The organism is Cardiobacteriaceae bacterium TAE3-ERU3, assembly GCA_019218315.1.
GTDB lineage: Bacteria > Pseudomonadota > Gammaproteobacteria > Cardiobacteriales > Cardiobacteriaceae > JAHUUI01.
The window spans coordinates 45,535-65,055 of the sequence record JAHUUI010000004.1; the positions used below are offsets into that span (position 1 = coordinate 45,535).

13 protein-coding genes are annotated in these 19,521 nt (G+C 46.9%); 11 read left to right on the forward strand and 2 right to left on the reverse strand.

Annotated features, from left to right (window positions below):
* The first annotated feature begins 12 nt into the window (after positions 1–12).
* Positions 13–1,026, forward strand: coding sequence for a nitronate monooxygenase (locus tag KRX19_08725; GenBank protein MBV7435104.1), 1,014 nt, complete (start codon positions 13–15; stop codon positions 1,024–1,026).
* Positions 1,026–2,894: a bifunctional tRNA (5-methylaminomethyl-2-thiouridine)(34)-methyltransferase MnmD/FAD-dependent 5-carboxymethylaminomethyl-2-thiouridine(34) oxidoreductase MnmC gene (gene mnmC / locus KRX19_08730; protein ID MBV7435105.1), complete on the forward strand. Its 1,869-nt coding sequence runs from the start codon at positions 1,026–1,028 to the stop codon at positions 2,892–2,894. Before KRX19_08725 ends, mnmC begins: the two co-directional genes overlap by 1 nt.
* Before the next feature lie 58 nt (positions 2,895–2,952).
* Here the strand turns inward: mnmC and KRX19_08735 are convergent, their stop codons facing one another.
* A complete protein-coding gene (locus KRX19_08735) occupies positions 2,953–4,158 on the reverse strand; it encodes an alpha-hydroxy-acid oxidizing protein (GenBank protein ID MBV7435106.1) in 1,206 nt (401 codons plus the stop codon).
* Positions 4,159–4,459: 301 nt separating this feature from the next.
* Here KRX19_08735 and KRX19_08740 point away from each other — a divergent pair, with 301 nt between their 5' ends.
* The 7 genes from KRX19_08740 to KRX19_08770 all read left to right on the forward strand — a co-directional run bounded on the left by KRX19_08740 (position 4,460) and on the right by KRX19_08770 (position 14,735).
* A complete protein-coding gene (locus KRX19_08740) occupies positions 4,460–5,749 on the forward strand; it encodes an NCS2 family permease (protein MBV7435107.1) in 1,290 nt (429 codons plus the stop codon).
* 123 nt (positions 5,750–5,872) lie between these two features.
* Positions 5,873–7,810: a penicillin-binding protein 1C gene (gene pbpC, locus KRX19_08745; GenBank protein MBV7435108.1), complete on the forward strand. Its 1,938-nt coding sequence runs from the start codon at positions 5,873–5,875 to the stop codon at positions 7,808–7,810.
* A 436-nt stretch (positions 7,811–8,246) separates the two neighbouring features.
* On the forward strand, positions 8,247–9,566 hold the full coding sequence (locus tag KRX19_08750; protein MBV7435109.1) for a DEAD/DEAH box helicase: 1,320 nt from the start codon (positions 8,247–8,249) through the stop codon (positions 9,564–9,566).
* A gap of 356 nt (positions 9,567–9,922) precedes the next feature.
* Entirely contained in the window at positions 9,923–11,893 is a 1,971-nt protein-coding gene (betT, locus tag KRX19_08755) for a choline BCCT transporter BetT (GenBank protein MBV7435110.1), read from the forward strand.
* Between the two features lie 188 nt (positions 11,894–12,081).
* Positions 12,082–12,303 carry a DUF465 domain-containing protein gene (locus tag KRX19_08760; protein ID MBV7435111.1) on the forward strand — a complete coding sequence of 74 codons (222 nt, stop codon included), beginning with the start codon at positions 12,082–12,084 and terminating at the stop codon, positions 12,301–12,303.
* Positions 12,304–12,527: 224 nt separating this feature from the next.
* Positions 12,528–13,499: a porin gene (locus KRX19_08765; GenBank protein MBV7435112.1), complete on the forward strand. Its 972-nt coding sequence runs from the start codon at positions 12,528–12,530 to the stop codon at positions 13,497–13,499.
* 144 nt (positions 13,500–13,643) lie between these two features.
* On the forward strand, positions 13,644–14,735 hold the full coding sequence (locus KRX19_08770) for a patatin-like phospholipase family protein (protein ID MBV7435113.1): 1,092 nt from the start codon (positions 13,644–13,646) through the stop codon (positions 14,733–14,735).
* Positions 14,736–14,750: 15 nt separating this feature from the next.
* Here the strand turns inward: KRX19_08770 and KRX19_08775 are convergent, their stop codons facing one another.
* Complete coding sequence (locus KRX19_08775; GenBank protein ID MBV7435114.1) at positions 14,751–16,739, reverse strand: hypothetical protein; 1,989 nt, start codon at positions 16,737–16,739, stop codon at positions 14,751–14,753.
* Positions 16,740–16,862: 123 nt separating this feature from the next.
* Between KRX19_08775 and grpE the strand changes: the two genes are divergently transcribed.
* Together grpE and dnaK are read left to right on the forward strand one after the other, a co-directional pair.
* Positions 16,863–17,456, forward strand: coding sequence for a nucleotide exchange factor GrpE (gene grpE / locus KRX19_08780; protein ID MBV7435115.1), 594 nt, complete (start codon positions 16,863–16,865; stop codon positions 17,454–17,456).
* A gap of 81 nt (positions 17,457–17,537) precedes the next feature.
* Positions 17,538–19,466, forward strand: a complete 1,929-nt coding sequence (dnaK, locus tag KRX19_08785; GenBank protein MBV7435116.1) for a molecular chaperone DnaK — start codon at positions 17,538–17,540, stop codon at positions 19,464–19,466.
* Positions 19,467–19,521: the final 55 nt, after the last annotated feature.

Sequence of the window (19,521 nt, forward strand, 5' to 3'; positions counted from 1 at the left end):
CTTAAAGCCATTATGTCTGGATTAAGCAACGCACTTACCAAACTTACGCAAACCAACCAGCCGATTTGGCAAGCACCGCTGCCATTTGATCTAATTCCTGCACATGTAGCTGGAACAATCAGTGCGCACGGCGCATTGGGCGCAATAAGAATTGGTGAGCATAGTAACAAGAATGATCTAACAGCAGCTATCGAAGCTTATAAACTACATCACAACCACCCTGCTTTCTGCTTCGCTCATGCCCTACCCAATACTGATACTGCCTTAGCTAACCAAGATGAATATCAGCACCTTTTCGCACAAGCGGGATTGGAAACATCGCAAATTGGTCAGCCTGATACATTTTCAGAACTACTCGAGATAGCGATTAACAGCCAACCTCGCGCTATTGGCTTTGCTCAAGGTCTTCCCCAAAGACACGACTTGGAACGTATCCGTACAGCATCAATACTCACATTTGCCATTTGCCACAGTGTTGCCGAAGCTGTTGTCGCAGAAGATCAGGGAATAGATATCGTTGTTCTGCAAGGTGATGAAGCGGGAGGCTTACACAGCCACTTCCCAAATACATTACCGCAACAACCACAAAACGTATTGACTTTGCTCAAGCAAGCCCGCGAACTTGTCTCCTGCCCGCTTGTTGTATGGGGTGATTTCCCTCAAGGCCGAGATATTGTCGCAGCAATCATTTCTGGAGCCCAAGCGGTTATGATTGATCGACCACTGCTTTCTTGTAATGAAATAGAGCTAAATGAATCCCAGCGCACCCAACTACAAACTCAGAATGAAACACAAAGTCTCATCAGTGATCAATTCAGCACGCTTCCCATGCGCTTACTGCCTAACCCATTGACGGAACGCTTACACAGCGACCACCCTCAGCGTGAAATCATTTTGCATGAGATTCTACGCCGCAGACCGGAGTGGCGTCCGTTATGTGTTTCCCCAACACTATGTAAGCAGTATTCAACCATCAGTGACTGCTTCAATGCCTACCAGCAGGATATCGCACAATACCTCGCCTAATGCCAACGCACCAACTCTCACCTGCTGAGCTTGAATGGCGTAATGGTGCGCCATTTAGCATCCACTATGGTGATATTTTTTACAACCCGGAAGACGGCTTTGCAGAAAGCGACCACACTTTTATTAATGGCAATGATCTAGCTCGGCGCTTTAGCGAGCTCAACACCAATGGATTATTTACCATCGGTGAAATTGGCTTCGGCAGTGGGCTCAACTTCATTAATACTTCTGCAAAATTTCTTCAGTGGGCACCACCACACAGCCATCTATATTACATCAGTACCGAGAAGCACCCGTGGCAATGTGCTGACTTACAAAAACTACATCAAAACTGGCCACTAGCTGAAATACGCCAAGCGTTGTATCGCCAGTATCCAGATTGCGCGCCCGGCTTTCATCAATTAAAGCTCCACTCACGCGTAACATTATTACTGCTTTGGGGCGACGTTGCTGAAACCTTGCCAGAATTGCAGGCAAAGGTTGATGCATGGTTCCTAGACGGCTTTGCACCGGGGAAAAATCCACAATGTTGGACGCCTGAGTTATGTGCACATTTAAGCCGTTGCAGCCATCCACAAACCACTGCAGCGACATTCAGTGCTGCACGTGCTGTGCGCGAAGCATTAACCCAGGCCGGCTTCAAGATTGAAAAAAGCAAAGGCTTTGGGCGCAAACGCGACATGCTTACCGCCACCTGTACCACACCCAATAGTGATCACCCTTTTTGGACTGACTTACCCCCCTTACATCCTGTCACCAAAATTGCAGTCATCGGTGCCGGCATTGCAGGCAGCACTACCGCACGAGCACTTGCCGAAAGTGGGCATCAAGTCACTATTTTTTCAACACCGGAGCATACTGCGGGCAGCGCCGTGCCACTCGCAGTTCCGTACTTACAGCCATCCACTAACGACACACCACAACGCCGCTATCAATTAAATGCTTGGCATAGTGCCATGCGCTACTACTTAAATCATGATGAACACATCACTAAAATGCCTGTGGTTCGCCATGGCGACGCACAAAAACATCATATAATTTACGATCAAAAGCTGCTCAGTGATCAAGAGTGGCAACTTGATCCCAAAGGCAACCTTGTATTTAACAATATTGGTGCTATCCACCTACCAAACCTCTGCCACGAACTGCGCCAACACCAAAACATCAACTATGCAGTCTCATCGCTAAAAGCACTACAGCAGCAAGAAAATGGCTGGCTTATTGGCAACGAACTATATTCACACGTCATCATATGCACTGGCTGGCAAACAGAACTCGTGCCAGAAAAGAACCTGCACCGCGCCATTCGACCTTTGCGAGGCCAAGCCACACTGTTTAACAGCGAGACATTACCAGCACACATCACTTGTGCCGACCACACCATCATTCCAGACATACGCCAATCACGAATTTATTGTGGTGCCAGCTACGATCCTAATGATGCCGAACTCAGGCCAAGAGCTACTGACGATGCTGACAATTTAAGCGCATTACAGAGACACTATCCGGAGCTGGAATTAAAACAATGTGATCATTTTGTCGCTATCCGTGGCGCCACTCGCGACTACCTACCATTGGTTGGGCCAATAGCAACCACAGCCAGCGCCCTACATCATTATGCAAAATGGGCTCACGATGCACGCAAACCCATTCATGCCACGCTTGAGCATTATCCCGGCCTATACATTCACGCAGGGCTCGGCTCAAAAGGCTGCACTCATGCCTTTCTCAATGCTGAACTAATTACCGCCATGATCAATGCCGCACCACTACCACTGCCACGCAGCTTGCTTACCCATTTACTACCAGCGCGATTCACAATTCGCGCCATTATCCGGCGTCAATATCTCAACCCTATAGATTACTGAGTCACAAACCATAAAAGGCGCCTATAAGGCGCCTTTTATTCTCGGTGAGAACAGTTATTTACACACTACGTTCACTGTGTTTCGATCCAACAGCATTTTCCGTGTACAAATCTGCCGTTGGGAACGTACCCGGCTGTAAAATAGACGAATCAACATCGTGGATATTGGTGTGACCACAAAATGCCATAGTCACATCCAACTCATTATGGATCAGGCTCAAGGCTTTCTCCACGCCTTCACGACCATAAGCACCAAGACCATACAAGAATGAACGGCCAATCATCGTACCGCGTGCGCCCAAAGCCCAAGCTTTTAGTACGTCTTGTCCGCTGCGAATACCGCTATCCATCCATACTTCGATATCACTACCAACCGACTCAACAATCTGTGGTAACTTATCGATTGTCGGTGGCGCGCCATCAAGCTGACGACCGCCATGGTTAGAAACGATCAATGAATCCGCACCACTTTTCACCGCCAGTTCGGCATCTTCCGGCTCCATAATCCCTTTAATAATGATCTTACCACCCCAGCGATCCTTGATCCGAGCAACGTCATCCCACGACAAACGCGGATCAAACTGCTCAGCAGTCCAAGAAGACAGTGAACTCAAATCACTGACGTTTTTTGCGTGCCCAACGATGTTCCCGAAGCTGCGACGCTTGGTTTGTAACATATTCCAGCACCAGTAAGGCTTGGTTGCCAGATTGAGCATATTCTTTATGGTTGGCTTTGGCGGTGTAGACAAACCATTCTTAATATCCTTATGACGCTGACCAAGCACCTGCAAATCAAGTGTGATCATCAATGCTGAGCAATTTGCCGCCTTGGCACGATCAATAATATTGTTGAGGAACTCTTCGTCTTTCATCACATAAAGCTGGAACCAGAACGGCTTACTGGTATGCTTCGCAATATCCTCAATTGAGCAGACACTCATTGTAGAGAGTGTAAAAGGTACGCCAAACTTTTCTGCCGCTTGAGCCGCGAGAATTTCTCCATCAGCGTGCTGCATACCAGTCAGTCCTGTTGGCGCAATGGCAACGGGCATGGCAACATCTTCACCGATCATTTTGGTTTTGGTCGAACGGTTAGACATATCAACCGCGACACGCTGGCGTAACTTGATATCGGCAAATGCTTTTTCATTATTGCGATATGTAGTCTCAGTCCATGAGCCTGAATCAGCATAGTCGTAAAACATATTCGGTACGCGATGCTTGGCTACTTTGCGCAAGTCTTCAATACAGGTGATTTTGTCAATGGGGGGTGCAAATAACATCTAAACGCTCCTTATTTATGGTTTGATCAATTATACGCCCATATAGCTTTTTATAAAAAAATATCACTATAGCTAAACATTTTTCACATTCATACAGCGATATATCGCCTTACTATACTGGTTATACTACTTGCCCAATGTGGGCATTCACAAAATACGCTGGTATTTTGCTGCAGAATTCTAGCGCCTCATATGCAATTTAAAATTCCCCAGCCATATAAAAACGCTATCAAAATGCAATTATTTGTCTGTATAATTGTTAACTTTTTGCGAGGACAACCTGATGCTGGAAAAGCTTTTCCAACTGCGCGAGCACTGCACTAATATTCGTACTGAAGTCATAGCTGGGTTCACAACCTTCCTGACCATGGCTTATATACTATTTGTTAACCCCGATATCCTCAGTCAAGCCGGCATGGACTTTGGGGCAGTCTTTATGGCAACGTGCCTTGCAGCAGCGATTGGCTGTTTCATCATGGGCTTTTTCGCTAATCTGCCTATCGCTCTTGCACCTGGCATGGGTCTCAATGCATTTTTTACCTATACCGTCGTCCTTGATATGGGGCACAGTTGGCAAGTCGCACTCGGCTGCGTTTTCTTGTCCGGTATTGCATTCGTTTTAATCAGTATTTTCAAAATTCGCGAATGGTTGATTAACGCCATTCCGCACACGCTCAAAAAAGCTATTGCAGCTGGCATTGGTGCCTTCCTCGCCTTTATTGCCTTGAAAAGCGCCGGCATTATCGTGTCCAACCCTGCGACCTTTGTCGGCTTGGGCGACATCACTGCCTACGCACCGGCCATGATGATTGCCTGCTTTTTCCTGATCATCTTTTTCGAGCGCTTCCGCGTACCGGGCGGTGTCATGCTCGCCATCTTGCTGATTTCTATTGTTGGTCTATTTACCGGTCACACTGAGTATCACGGTATCGTTTCCGCACCGCCATCAATTGCTCCCACATTTTTGCAGCTTGATATTGCTGGTGCCTTTGACGCAGCGATGATCAGCGTTATTTTTGCCTTCTTCTTCGTCGACTTGTTCGACACTACCGGCACCATCATCGGCGTGACCGAAAAAGCCGGACTCACCCAAAATGGCAAAATTCCTAACCTCAAAAAAGCCCTGCTTGCAGACAGTGGTGCGACTATTGTTGGCGCAGGTCTCGGTACATCAAACACCACCAGCTTTATCGAAAGTACTGCTGGCGTTGCCGCAGGTGGACGCACTGGTCTAGTTGCCGTGGTCGTTGGTATTTTATTCCTGCTCAGCATGTTCTTCTCGCCATTGGCGGGCATGGTGCCGGGTTATGCTACAGCTGGCGCGATCTTCTACGTCGCTGTATTAATGATGTACACCCTTGCCCATATTGACTGGACGGATTTAAGCGAAGCTGCTCCAGTCGCGGTGACTTTCCTCATGATGCCACTCACCTTCTCAATTGCAGAAGGGATCACGCTTGGCTTTATCACCTTTACCGCGGCCAAACTTGTCACTGGTCGTTGGCGTGAACTCAATATCGCAGTTTGGGTATTGACCCTAGTGTTATTGGCTCGCCTCGTATTTATGGGCTAACTGACATAACCCATCTAAATGGCGCAGCTTAAATACATATATATGTATAAGCTGCGCCATTTTTTCAAAAAAAGCTTAACCACCTGCCTACTTGGCTGCACGACCATCTGCGCAATACTCTTATTGCTTGACCATCTTTATCCGCTAAACCTCAGCCGTTACCACGATCAATCAACCCAAATACAAGACCACAACGGCAATCTCTTACACGTTTCACTCAGTAAAGACCAGCAATGGCGACTCCCTGCACAACAGCTGCCTGCGCACTACCTCGACCTGCTCATCCACTACGAGGATCGCTATTTCTACCAGCATCCCGGCATCAATCCGATTGCCATTATCCGTGCAGCCATACAAAATGCTGCTAGTGGTCGCACCGTCTCCGGCGCGTCGACACTGACCATGCAAACAGCACGCCTGCTTGAACCGCATCCTGAACGCAGCTTAAAGGCGAAAATTCGTGAAGCATTACGCGCACTACAACTCGAATGGCATTTCAGCAAAGCAGAGATTCTCGATATATATGCCACGCTGGCACCAATGGGCGGCAACCATGAAGGTGTTAATGCCGCCGCATGGCACTACTTCAACAAACCGGCATATAACTTAAGCCTTGGTGAAACTGCATGGCTGGTCGTGCTACCGCAATCACCAAACAGGTACATACGCCCAGAATACGCGATTAATGCGCGAAATAAAGTACTCAATCGCGCAGAATCTGCTGGCATCATCAATTCAGTAGAAGCGAATCACGCCCGCAAACAGCCTCTCAATATTGGTGATTATTCCTTACCGCGGCATGCATCACATTACGTCCGTACCTTAGACAAATCATCCCACCATATCACCACCAGTATTGATGGTCAGCTACAGCGTGACGCTGAAAAGCTATTCCAACATGCAGCACAACAACTCCCCGAACCAGCGACACTTGCTGCTGCGATTATCGACAACAGCAGTAGTGAATATCTACTCTACATCGGTTCGGCAATGCCTTATTCTCAATCCAGGCTCGGCTACGTGGACATGCTGCAAGCTATCCGCTCACCGGGATCAACCCTGAAACCTTTTATTTATTTATTTGCATTCGATTGGCTCAACTATCACCCACTGAGCAGCATCGCCGACACACCAATCAGTCAGCAATCTTACCGTCCTTCCAATTACGACGGACTCTTTCTCGGTAACATCACCATGCAGCAAGCACTGAGCCGCTCACGCAACGTACCCGCCGTACGTTTACTTGCTGAAATTGAAGCTGATTATTTCGCCACAGCATTATGCAAGCACGGATTAACCCTACATTTTCCAAATAACGCCACAGCAAATCTGTCTCTTGCGCTTGGGGGCGTCGGTATTCGTGCAACAGAACTACTGCAACTCTATCGCCAACTTGCCAACTGCACTTTTCAGCCATCATCAACACTCGCTGAACAAACAGCATGCACCAACGTCACCCGTATTCTACAACAAAGCGCCAACCTGAATTACGATGGTGAAGCGATGGCGGTCAAAACCGGTACTGCGTATGGATGGCGTGACCGCTGGGTAATGGCATATAGCCGTGATTACACATTACTGCTTTGGGCCGGTCGGGCTGATGGTGGCTATAGCGAGCAGCGCAGCAGCGCCGAAGCCCTACTGCCGCTTGCGCAGCAATTAATCAATTTGCTTCCTCCACACGACACGCCGATAACCCGCTTACCGCCATTGAAGCGTCACATTGCTGCACAAAGGATCAGTTTGCAATCACAACATAATCCAATAGAGACCCAAGCATTCACCGTCACCACCCCCCTGAATAACAGCCAAATAGACTGGCAACAAAATCGCGCCCTACAACTCAGCGTCAAAGGCGGACAACCGCCCTATCTGTGGCTGATCAACGATCAATACCTTACCAGCAGCAATACCAACCACATCAGCTACCAAGCAGATAGCAGCGGTCATTATCACTTAAGCGTGATTGATCAAAACGGACAAACAGCAAACAGTTATTTTGTCTTGCAGCAGGCTCAGAGCGACAGCAAGCCTACCGTGACCCTACAAAGAACCGAATAACCACCCATGACGCCCTCAGTAAACACAGCTTTTATCTTTAAAAATATAATGAACGCGATAAATCACCTGAAATAGACAAAAAAAAGAGGCGCTGATTAACTTGTCGAGCAAGTCCAAGTACAAGGCGTCGCAACGCAGCGAGTAGCACACAACGCAGTAATTGGACTACGCGGTCAGTTAAGCAGTGTTTCTAAAAAACCAATAATCATTTGACTAATTCCCTCACTACTGTATAGTTCGCCCCCTTGACGACATCGTCCGCGATCCAAGCTTGAACAGCCGCCCGTGAATCACCCACGTTCTATTGATTGTTGCCGATGATTTTATGCATAGCGCTTTAAGCCATGCTTTATTAACGGCAACACCATCTAAATACGTATACTTTGCTCTACGCGAAGCAACGGTCGTCTGTGGTGTGCAAAAATATGGACACACCATGACTGATACTAAAAAAACAGAAACAACTTTTAACCAACTCAACCTTGCAGAACCTTTGCTTAAAGCACTGCATGCGAGTGGTTACACCAAACCAACCCCAATTCAAGCACAAGCAATTCCACCAGCAATGGCCGGCCGTGATTTGTTGCTTTCAGCACAAACTGGCAGTGGTAAAACAGCTGCTTTTGTATTACCGGTACTTGATCGCCTGATCAAAGACACCAGCCACAGCAAAAAGCCACGCGCATTGATTTTGACCCCTACCCGTGAACTCGCGCAACAAGTCAACGACAGCGTTCGCCGTTACGGCAATGAACTGCGTTGGTTGTACAGCGTGCCACTGGTCGGCGGCGCACCTTATGGCGGTCAAATCCGCGCACTTAAAAAAGGCGTGCAAATCATCATCGCCACGCCTGGTCGCCTGATCGACCACATGCGTGACGGTCGCGTTGACCTTAGTGAACTCGAAATCCTTATCCTCGACGAAGCTGACCGTATGCTCGATATGGGTTTTGCTGACGACATCAAAGCCGTCATGAGTGCCGCACCAGCTAACCGCCAGACCATTATGTGCTCTGCAACATGGGACGGACCAGTTGGCAAAATTGCTGCAAGCTTCACCAAAAATCCTGAGCGTGTAGACATCAAAGCAGAAACCAAGCACATTGAAGAAAGTGTTTACTACTGCGATGACCACGGTCATAAAAACAAAATCCTTGAGCGTCTTGTCTGCCAGCCAGAATTCACCCAGACCATCGTCTTTACCGCAACCAAGCGTAGCAGTGAAGAAATCTCTGACACATTACGTGACAACGGCCACCGTGCTCGCTTCCTGCATGGCGACCTGCCACAGCACAAGCGTAACCGCATCGTTCAAGACTTACGCGACGGCAAATGTGACATCCTCGTTGCTACTGATGTTGCTGCACGTGGTATCGATATCCCGGCCATCAGCCATGTTATTAACTATGACCTCCCACGTCAGGTAGAAGACTACGTTCACCGTATTGGTCGTTCGGGTCGTGCTGGTCGTACCGGTAACGCAGTTAACCTGTGCAGCCTGCCGGATCGTGCACAATTTGCAGCCATTACTCGCTACCTCAAGCGTGATATTGACGAAGAACAGCTCGAAGGCCTTGAGCCACGCAAAACTGCGGCACACGTTGCACGCAAAAAGCCAGGTAACAAATTCCGCGGCAAGCCTAACAAGCGTGGTGCAAATGGCAATGGTGGCTATAAAGGCCGTGGCAATGCCAATGGCAAATCAGCATATGCCGGCAAAAAGCCTAGTGCTCGCCGCCGCCCTAATGCTTCGTAATTCATCAATAACAACCTATTGATCAAAAGGTCGGACTTCCGGCCTTTTTTATATTGAAGCTATTACCAATTAAGTACTTCTTTAGCATGGACCATCATTTAATATTTGAATACTTTGTTCCATCATTACCAAAGTAAAACCGTTCGCAGCTATAGCATCTGGCAGCCAAACAACCTAAACAAGGCCAAATTACGCTTAAAAATAAACAACATAAATTTTAATCCATACTATTCAGTGGCTTACATTGTCAAATTCAATGGATTTCACTACTTAAATTTCCTTGTATTTTGAAATATATGGTATTTTTTGTTAGAGTGCGGCGCCCTTATCCATTTCTTAACCAATAGGATTTATTCATGAGCGATCCCAAGCCACACTTGAAGCCTGGGATGAATCCGACCGTGTTTTTTTCTTCGGTCGTGATTATCATCTCAATCACATTATTTGCATTTATTGCCCCCGATTATGCTGGTAATCTCTTTAAAACCATCCAAGGTCACATCATCGACTTTGGCGGGTGGTTCTACATCCTTTCTGTAGCCATTATTCTGATTACCATTGTTTATCTCGGGTTTTCTCGCTTTGGTACTATCAAGCTTGGCCCAGATCACGCAACCCCTGACTACAGCAACCTAACTTGGTTTGCAATGCTGTTCTCGGCGGGCATGGGCATTGGCTTGATGTTTTATGGCGTTGCCGAGCCGGTCATGCACTTGCTTACCCCTCCTACGGCCGAACCTGGCTCTTTAGCCGCTGCGCGCCAAGCAATGAATGTCACCTTTTTCCACTGGGGACTTCATGCTTGGTCCATTTATGCCATCGTTGCCTTGATCCTCGCCGTTTTCTCATATCGTCACGGCCTTCCATTAAGTATGCGCTCTGCATTGTACCCACTGATTGGTGACCGCATTTATGGCAAAATCGGCGATGCTGTCGATATTTTCGCCATCATTGGCACATTATTTGGTGTCGCAACATCACTCGGCCTAGGCGTCAGCCAGGTAAACGCTGGCCTGAGCCACATATTCCCTGTTATTCCCAATAACCAAACCAGCCAAATGGTGCTAATCGCACTTATTACCCTGTTTGCTACCATATCAGTAGCCAGTGGTCTTGAAAAAGGCATCAAATTACTCTCAGAAATCAACCTGGGCTTTGCTGCACTGTTAATGATCTTTGTACTTATTGCTGGACCTACGGTATATCTGCTTCAAGCATTGACGCAGAATATGGGTGATTACATATCTGGTATCGTACAAAAAACATTTAACCTCTATGCTTACAACAAAACAGAGTGGAGCATTGGCGGCTGGACATTGTTCTACTGGGGCTGGTGGATCGCTTGGTCACCATTCGTTGGTATGTTTATCGCACGCGTATCTCGCGGCCGCACCATTCGTCAGTTCATCGCTGGTGTATTGCTGATCCCAACCGGATTCACTCTAGTTTGGATGACAGTGTTTGGTAACACAGCAATTGATCAAATCATTAACAAAGGCAATCAGGGTTTGGCTGACATGGTGTCAAATGACGTCTCAGTCGCCTTATTCTCTTTCCTTGAAGCCCTTCCATTCTCAAGCATTACAACCATCTTGGCTATGGTCATGGTTGTTGTATTCTTTGTTACCTCCTCTGACTCAGGATCATTGGTCATCGACATCCTCTCTTGTAACGGCTCGGATAATAATCCTTTGTGGATGCGTGTATTTTGGGCAACAAGTGAAGGTATTGTTGCGATCGTCCTGCTGCAAACAGCAGATGGCCTTGGTGCACTTCAAACCATGACCATTGCCAGTGCGCTGCCATTTACGATTATCCTGCTGTTTTCTATGTACGGCTTGATAAAAGTACTGAGGGTAGATCTCTATAAGCAAGATTCACTCGCATTTACTGCACACCAACCTCAAATGACAAATTCTGGAAAAGGCTGGAAATCCCGCCTACAAAATATCGTTGATTTCCCAAGCCAAGAAAGAGTTCGTCGGTTCATTAACGAAAACGTCGAAACGGCCATGAACACCGTCGCTGAGGAAATTCGTGAAACAACGCAATTAGAGGCCAATGTAGAGCACCTTGATGACGACCATTTGCGCTTGCACATCCGCCATGGTGAAGTTGATGACTTCGTCTATGAAGTACATAATGCTGAGCATACAGCACCAGCTCTGGACAACACACTGGCTGGCCATACATACTACCGTGCAGAAGTACATCTTAATGAGGGTGGTCAGGATTACGACATCATGGGTTGGAGTGAAGAAGCCGTCATTCATGACATTCTCAACCAATACCACAAGCATATGCACTTCTTGCATCGTTTAACCTAATCAGGTTCTAAAGCCAATTTGCTACTACCATGTGACCATAGCGACCTGCTTGGTCACAGCACATTAGCAATTTTTATAAACCCGCCGTTATGGCGGGTTTTTTACGCTATTACGACAAATATTTGCATGTATTCCCATGCCCAATTTCGCTATAATGAATATGAGTATCACAACCTAAAGGAGCACTCATGTTTCATGAATACCGCGACCTCATTTCAGAACTGAAACAAAGTAACAACCACTTTGCCAGATTGTTTCAAGAGCACAACGAACTCGATGAAGAGATCGATAAGCTAGAAAAAGATCCAGCAGCACCTAACCATCACGACGAAATTGAACAGAAAAAGCGCAAAAAGCTCAAAATCAAAGATGAGATCCATGCAATCTTGAAGCAAGAAAGCAACAAATAAAAGCCTAACGATATGATAGCCCTCGCAGTTTCTGTGAGGGCTTTTTACTGGTAACACACCACCCAATCCGCTAAAATAGGTTGTGTGTTGCAAAAAAACCACAAGTTTTTTCTTTTTTCGTTTTTCCGCAACAAAAGTGTTGCACAGATACAAAAAACCCAGTATGATTGACCTCGGATTAGGCAATCCGCGAATTACACATTAGCTATTGCTAGGAGACTCACATGAAAAAATCACTGATCGCATTGGCTGTTGCTGCCGGCTCTATCGCTGCTGCACAAGCTGATACTACTACCCTTTACGGCTCAATCGGCTTCTCATCTACTATTGCTAAGTCAGAAATTAACACTGACGGCAGCGCTTGGAAGAACACCACTCAAGGCGTTAAAGACTCACTGAAGTCTGTTAAAGAAAACCATTGGAACATTAAGCAAGACCGTGCACGCCTTGGCGTTAAAGGTACTGAAGACCTGAGCAATGGCTTGCAAGCTATCTTCCAGTTTGAAGTACAAGCTGGTGAAGGCAACAACGGTATTGACGGTACTCGTGACGTCTTCGTTGGCCTGAAAGGTGACTTCGGTACAGTAACTATCGGCCGCCAAGGTTCTACTTGGAATACTGATGAAGACTACTTCAAGACTTCTTCTCCTTACAAAGAAGTTTGGGCTCCAGGTCGCGAAAGCAAGACCATCAAGTACACTACTCCTGACTTCGGTGGTTTCAAAGTTGCAGCTCGCGCTGTAGCAGATAATGCTAACCCTGCAAGCAAAGGTGCTGACCAGTGGGATACTTCATTAGCATATGAAGCTAATGGCTTTATGGCTTCTGCAGCTTACGGCAAGAAGCTTGACACTAACCCACAAAATGCAACCATCAGCAACGGTTCTACTGAAGCTATGGGTCTGCAAGTTGGCTACGAAAATGATCAGTTCGGTGTTGTTGGTAATGCTCAGCATGAATCAAGCGCTAACACTGTTTACAACGTACATGGTAAGTACATGTTCGACGCTAACGAAATCCGTGGTGGTATTGGCTTCACTGACGCTAAAGGCGGCAACGATGAAGTTGCTTACGGCCTTGGCTACCAGTACAACTTCAGCAAGCGTACCAAGACTTGGGTTGAAGGTGTATACAACACTGTTAAGCACGGCGACAACGACTTCACTGCAAGCGTTGGTATCCGTCACGACTTCTAATCTAATTTCAGATTACAGTCAAAAAAGCGAGCTTCGGCTCGCTTTTTTATTGTAACGACACTTTAACTAGGCAAACGCTAAAGTGCATCCTTTCTTCACTCTGTATTCTTTCGCAATAATCTACCATTAGATTAAAGGCTTCCTATGACTGTTTCAGCCCTATACCTTAGCGGCGGTGGCGCGCGTGCGGCTTATCAAGTAGGTATTCTTCGCGCTGTAAATGATGTTATGCAAACGCAATACTGCCCTTTCGATCTCATTTGCGGTGCATCAGCTGGTGCGTTTAACGCCGCAGCTGTTGCAATGGACGCTGACAGCATGGACCTAACCATAGAGCATCTTGATTACGTCTGGGGCAACTTCACGCCTGACCAAGTAATTCAAACTCACCTTGGCCAATTGATTGGTACCAATCTACGCTTTTTAGGTGCTTCTTTATTTGGAGCCAAAGGTGCTATTGCACCAAAGTCTCTACTTAATAATCGACCATTACGCCGCTTAATGGCCAGACATATTGATTTCAACAAAATCACCAACAATTTAAGCGAAGGGTATCTTCGTGCATTCAGTATTACCGCGACAGATTATGGCACTGGCCGTTCGACCAGTTTTTACCAGTCAGGTGAGCCCATTGAGACATGGGAGCGCAATAAACGTATTGGTGTTAATGAAACAATCACGCTTGACCATTTAATGGCATCTTCAGCCATTCCATTTGCCTTTCCTGCTGTTTCACTCAATGATACTTATTATGGTGATGGCGCAATTCGCGAGTTTACACCACTTTCCACACCTATCCACCTCGGTGCAGACCGCATCATGACCATTGGCCTCAATAACGCTGCAGCCACATCCAAACCACTGAGTGAATACCCAAAGCCTGGGGCACTTGCCGAATTCCTAATGGACAGTGTATTTATGGATACGATTGATGGAGACATCGAGCGTGCACAAAGAATTAACGAGATGTTAAAAATTTGCTCCGAATTGCCTATGCGCCACATCAAAACTTTGTGTATCCGCCCGCAGCACGACTTTGCCAAGATTGCCCAAGATTACATGACTGATTTACCAATCAGTATGCGTTACTTACAGTACGTTACAGGCGGGAGTAAAAGCAGCGGTTTGATCAGCTATTTACTTTTTCATGCACCATTTACGCGCCGCCTGATGGCACTTGGCTACGAAGACGGCATGAACCAAGCCAAAGACATAGAAGATTTTTTCCGAGACTGATTAAGCGCTTTAGCGCTACTCAATAACAGCGCCATCACTTTCAGCAGCAGCCTTAAGCCGCGCTAGCAGCTCATCCCAATCAACTTTATGCCCATAGCCGATGATATCAAGATGAGGCAAGCCACGACCTTTGACCAAATAATAACCACCATTGGGTGCTGGTTCGACACCATTTAAATTGAGTACTCCACCTGTGAGTAGCGCATGTACACCCAATTTTTCATATGGAAACTGGTTAAGCATTTCCACAAAACTACCCACAACTTCACTACCACCACCAGCTTCGGACAAATATTGCACAGCTTCATGGCTGATTTGGCGTCGTCCTGCATTCTGTTTTGGCGTCTCCAATGCCGCATCAAACTGTTGCGGTTGCCAATTAAGCAATGCAACATCACGTACAAAACCACTTAAGCGCCCTTGAATCTCACCGACTTGCAAGGCGTGAGTTAAGCGCTGTAAATCAATATGATCTATAGCTATATCAAAATAGAGCAGTGGCGAGCCGCTGAACAAACCGGCAATGCGGAAATCACGTACCTCAACATTACCATCAAATAGGCGCAAATAAATCGGTGCACCGATAAACATTTGATCCTTATTAATCCGTATGTTGGGAAATTCTCCAGAAACCTCGCCTTGAAATGGCAATAAATCCAGCGCTTGAGCAATCTGCGCAATATCAATAGGCTCAATACGTGCACTCATCTGGTAACCATTTTTCTCAACTGGCCTGAGGTCCGTCAAAATCAATGCTCCATCAAACAGCGGAATACGCCAAGGTTTGAGTAATTCAACGCCCTTTTCATCCCATGTGAAATACATGCTAGATACTCCAAGCGGCAGCCCTCTCCACTGAATTGGGCCAAAGCGTAGCACTGAGGGATTTGTATGGTCACCTTTGCCGAACTGGCCATCAATATCACTGATCTTAAAACGTGACTGCTTATCTTCTATGCTTACATGATTGAACACTACCGCCACATCGCCCAGCTTGCCAAACTGCCAGTCAAATGCTGCAAACACCACTCCACTGACCTCTGCATCATCCAATAATGTATCGCTTAAAAATGGTTGTACGTAGCGTGTATAAATAACGCCAGCATCACCACTTAACTCATTGACGTGTAGCTTCGCCAGGCTACTGCTGCTACCGTCATAGGTAAGACCAAAGTGGGCACTCACCCCTTCATCAATCATTTCTGCATCACTGATAGACAACCCCCCCGCTTGCCAATCAAAGTTACCACGCAGACGCTTGGCCAGCTGGTTAAGATTAAAATACAATGGCGTCGCTAATGCCTCACCGTCATCGAGCTTAACATCTATACTACCTCGCCATGATTGCCCAACACCGCTGACATCTAGCATCAATCGTCCACCCAGCTTTTCTACCGCATATAGTGCGTCCGCATTACTCCAATTAACCCCTCTAAACCCTACATCTCCTCTGATATGAAATCGCCCACGTTTATAAGTCACACTTAGATTAGGAGTCAGCGTCCCCGTCACATCCAGCCCAGCAGCCTTTAGTGCTTCATGTAACCACGCTTGTGGTATCGTACCGTCCAGCGTACTACTCAAAATCTGATCTGAATATTTACCTTGTGCCTTAATTCCTCGCCCATCAGCACTGAATTGCACAGCCATACCTTCAGGCCATGCAAATTGCCCCGTCATCAAACCTTTGAACAGTAAAGATTCTGCATCAAGACCAAGTAACGTATCACGCCAACGCCCACTGATTTGTACGGACTGCAGATCAAAGTCCCCTTGCTCAATCACCGCTGTTGCAAAAATTTTTGCATCAACAAATCGCTCACCTTGATAGTGCAGCGCATCAGCGCTACCTTCGAGTTGCCAATGGCGATAATGTTCATCACCTTTTACTACTGCCGTAAATCCGTCAATACTGTTGCCGAGCATTTGCCCATTATCGATCGATACGCGCAACGTCAGTGCACTCGCGCACGGCACCAGAATAAAAAGGAGTATAGCGATCACATTTTTCATCCGCGCATTATCCTCAATATAGCTGCAACGTGCGAGCAGTAAAGCGGCAGCCTTGAAAAATAATTCACAGGCCTCATATCAATACCAGTCAAATACAACATTGAAGAGGACATCATGCAAGAAGAGCACAAAGCGAATCAGCCAGAGGCACAAAATGAAGCTGACGAAACGCTCGACCAAGGACAAACAGAAGATCAGCAGATAGAAGATCAAGCCGAGCTTGAAGAAGCAGGCACTTTAGAAGCAGAAGTTGAGAAGCTCGGCAAACAAGTTTCTGCCCTAAAAGATCAAGTCATGCGTGAGCGCGCAGAAAACGACAACCTTCGTAAGCGGCAGGAACGTGAATTGCAAAGTGCGCATAAATTCGCCACTGAACGCCTAATCAAAGATCTTATTCCGGTACTCGATTCCCTTACGCTAGGCATAGATGCTGCGCGTAACAATGAAAACAACTCCGCAGCACTAGAGCAATTTATTGAAGGATCAGAAATGACCCTCAAGCTACTACGCGAGACGCTCGCCAAGCATGGCGTCGAGGAATTAAATCCGGAAGGAGAGAAATTCAACCCTGAATTACACGAAGCGGTAACTGCTCTACCAAATAATGATGTCGCACCCAATACCGTGCTGCACGTTGCACAAAAAGGATATGCATTAAATGGTCGAGTTATCCGTGCAGCGCAAGTGATCATTTCCAAAGCAGATTAATCATTGTTAAGGGGCTTGAAAAATTCATCACTTGCCCCATTTAAACAACATCAGTTTTAAAATTATTGTAAAGAGGAAATTATGGGAAAAATTATCGGAATTGACTTAGGTACTACTAACTCATGTGTTGCCGTAATGGATGGTGATAAGCCACGCGTTATTGAAAATGCTGAAGGTGCACGTACCACCCCATCAATCGTTGCATTCACTGAAGATGGTGAAGTACTTGTAGGTCAGCCAGCCAAGCGTCAGGCTGTCACCAACCCGAAAAACACACTGTATGCAATCAAGCGCCTGATCGGACGTCGCTTCGACGAGCAAGCTGTCCAGAAAGACATTGATCTCGTACCTTACAACATCGTCAAAGCAGACAACAATGACGCATGGGTCGAAGTCAACGGCAAGAAAATGGCACCACCAGAAATCTCTGCACGCGTATTGCAGAAGATGAAGAAAACTGCTGAAGACTACCTCGGTGAAAAAGTCACTGAAGCAGTCATCACTGTACCTGCATACTTCAACGACAGCCAGCGTCAAGCAACTAAAGACGCCGGTAAGATTGCTGGTCTCGAAGTCAAGCGTATTATCAACGAACCAACTGCAGCAGCTCTTGCCTACGGTATGGATCGCAAAGCAGAAGACGCAAAAATTGCAGTTTATGACTTAGGTGGCGGTACATTCGATATTTCTATCATCGAAATTGCTGACCTCGATGGTGAGCACCAGTTCGAAGTACTTTCTACCAACGGCGACACGTTCCTTGGTGGTGAAGACTTCGACGGCCGCATCATCGACTACCTCGTAGCTGAATTCAAGAAAGACAGCGGCATTGACCTTTCTAAAGACTCACTCGCGCTGCAACGCCTGAAAGAAGCTGCAGAAAAAGCGAAGATTGAGCTGTCATCAAGCCAGCAGACCGAAATCAACCTGCCATACATCACTGCAGATGCTTCTGGCCCTAAACACCTCAACATCAAGTTGAGCCGTGCTAAGCTTGAGTCTTTGGTAGACGAGCTGATTCAGCGCACACTTGAGCCTTGCAAAATGGCACTTAAAGATGCAGGCCTATCCAGCAGCGACATCAAAGACGTCATCCTCGTCGGCGGTCAGACCCGCATGCCTAAAGTACAAGAAGCAGTTAAAAACTTCTTCGGCAAAGAGCCTCGTAAGGACGTCAACCCTGATGAAGCAGTTGCTATGGGTGCCGCTATCCAAGGTGGGGTTCTTGGTGGTGATGTTAAAGACGTACTGCTGCTCGACGTTACTCCACTGTCACTTGGTATTGAAACCATGGGCGGCGTAATGACCAAGCTGATTGAGAAGAACACTACCATCCCAACCAATGCGGAACAGGTATTCTCAACTGCTGAAGATAACCAAACTGCGGTAACCATCCATGTTCTGCAAGGTGAGCGTCAGCAAGCCAGCGCCAACAAATCACTTGGCCGCTTCGACCTGACTGACATCCGCCCTGCACCACGCGGCATGCCACAGATCAAGGTAACCTTCGACATCGATGCCAACGGTATCTTAAACGTCTCTGCTAAAGACAATGAAACCGGCAAAGAGCAGTCTATCGTCATCAAGGCAAACTCTGGCCTATCGGATGAAGAAGTCGAGCAAATGGTCAAGGATGCTGAAGCACACGCTGAAGAAGACAAGCGCTTCCAGGAAACCGTCACTGCCAAGAACAGTGCTGAGTCCATGATTCATGGGGTAGAAAAGTCCCTTGAAGACCTCGGTGATGACGTCAGTGCCGAAGAACGTGAAGCTGCGGAAAACGCGATCAAGGAACTGCGTGAAGCCATTGCGGCAAACGATCTGGACGCGATCAACAGCAAGACTGAAGCATTGACTGAAGCATCTGGCCCTGTCATGCAAAAAGCCTACACCAAGATGGCTCAAGAGCAGCAAGGTAGCGAAAGTGAAGCCGGTGCACAAAGCCAGCAAAATGATGATGTAGTCGATGCAGACTTTGAAGAAGTTAAAGACAAAAAAGACAATCAGTAATCACTGATTAACCACATAAACTTGGGGCGGGTAACCGCCCCAACTTAATTATCGG

Coding starts and splice junctions, on each gene's coding strand:
- KRX19_08725 (MBV7435104.1), top strand. CDS start 13: ATGTCTGGATTAAGCAACGCACTTACCAAACTTACGCAAACCAACCAG.
- mnmC (MBV7435105.1), top strand. CDS start 1,026: ATGCCAACGCACCAACTCTCACCTGCTGAGCTTGAATGGCGTAATGGT.
- KRX19_08740 (MBV7435107.1), top strand. CDS start 4,460: ATGCTGGAAAAGCTTTTCCAACTGCGCGAGCACTGCACTAATATTCGT.
- KRX19_08750 (MBV7435109.1), top strand. CDS start 8,247: ATGACTGATACTAAAAAAACAGAAACAACTTTTAACCAACTCAACCTT.
- betT (MBV7435110.1), top strand. CDS start 9,923: ATGAGCGATCCCAAGCCACACTTGAAGCCTGGGATGAATCCGACCGTG.
- KRX19_08760 (MBV7435111.1), top strand. CDS start 12,082: ATGTTTCATGAATACCGCGACCTCATTTCAGAACTGAAACAAAGTAAC.
- KRX19_08765 (MBV7435112.1), top strand. CDS start 12,528: ATGAAAAAATCACTGATCGCATTGGCTGTTGCTGCCGGCTCTATCGCT.
- KRX19_08770 (MBV7435113.1), top strand. CDS start 13,644: ATGACTGTTTCAGCCCTATACCTTAGCGGCGGTGGCGCGCGTGCGGCT.
- grpE (MBV7435115.1), top strand. CDS start 16,863: ATGCAAGAAGAGCACAAAGCGAATCAGCCAGAGGCACAAAATGAAGCT.
- dnaK (MBV7435116.1), top strand. CDS start 17,538: ATGGGAAAAATTATCGGAATTGACTTAGGTACTACTAACTCATGTGTT.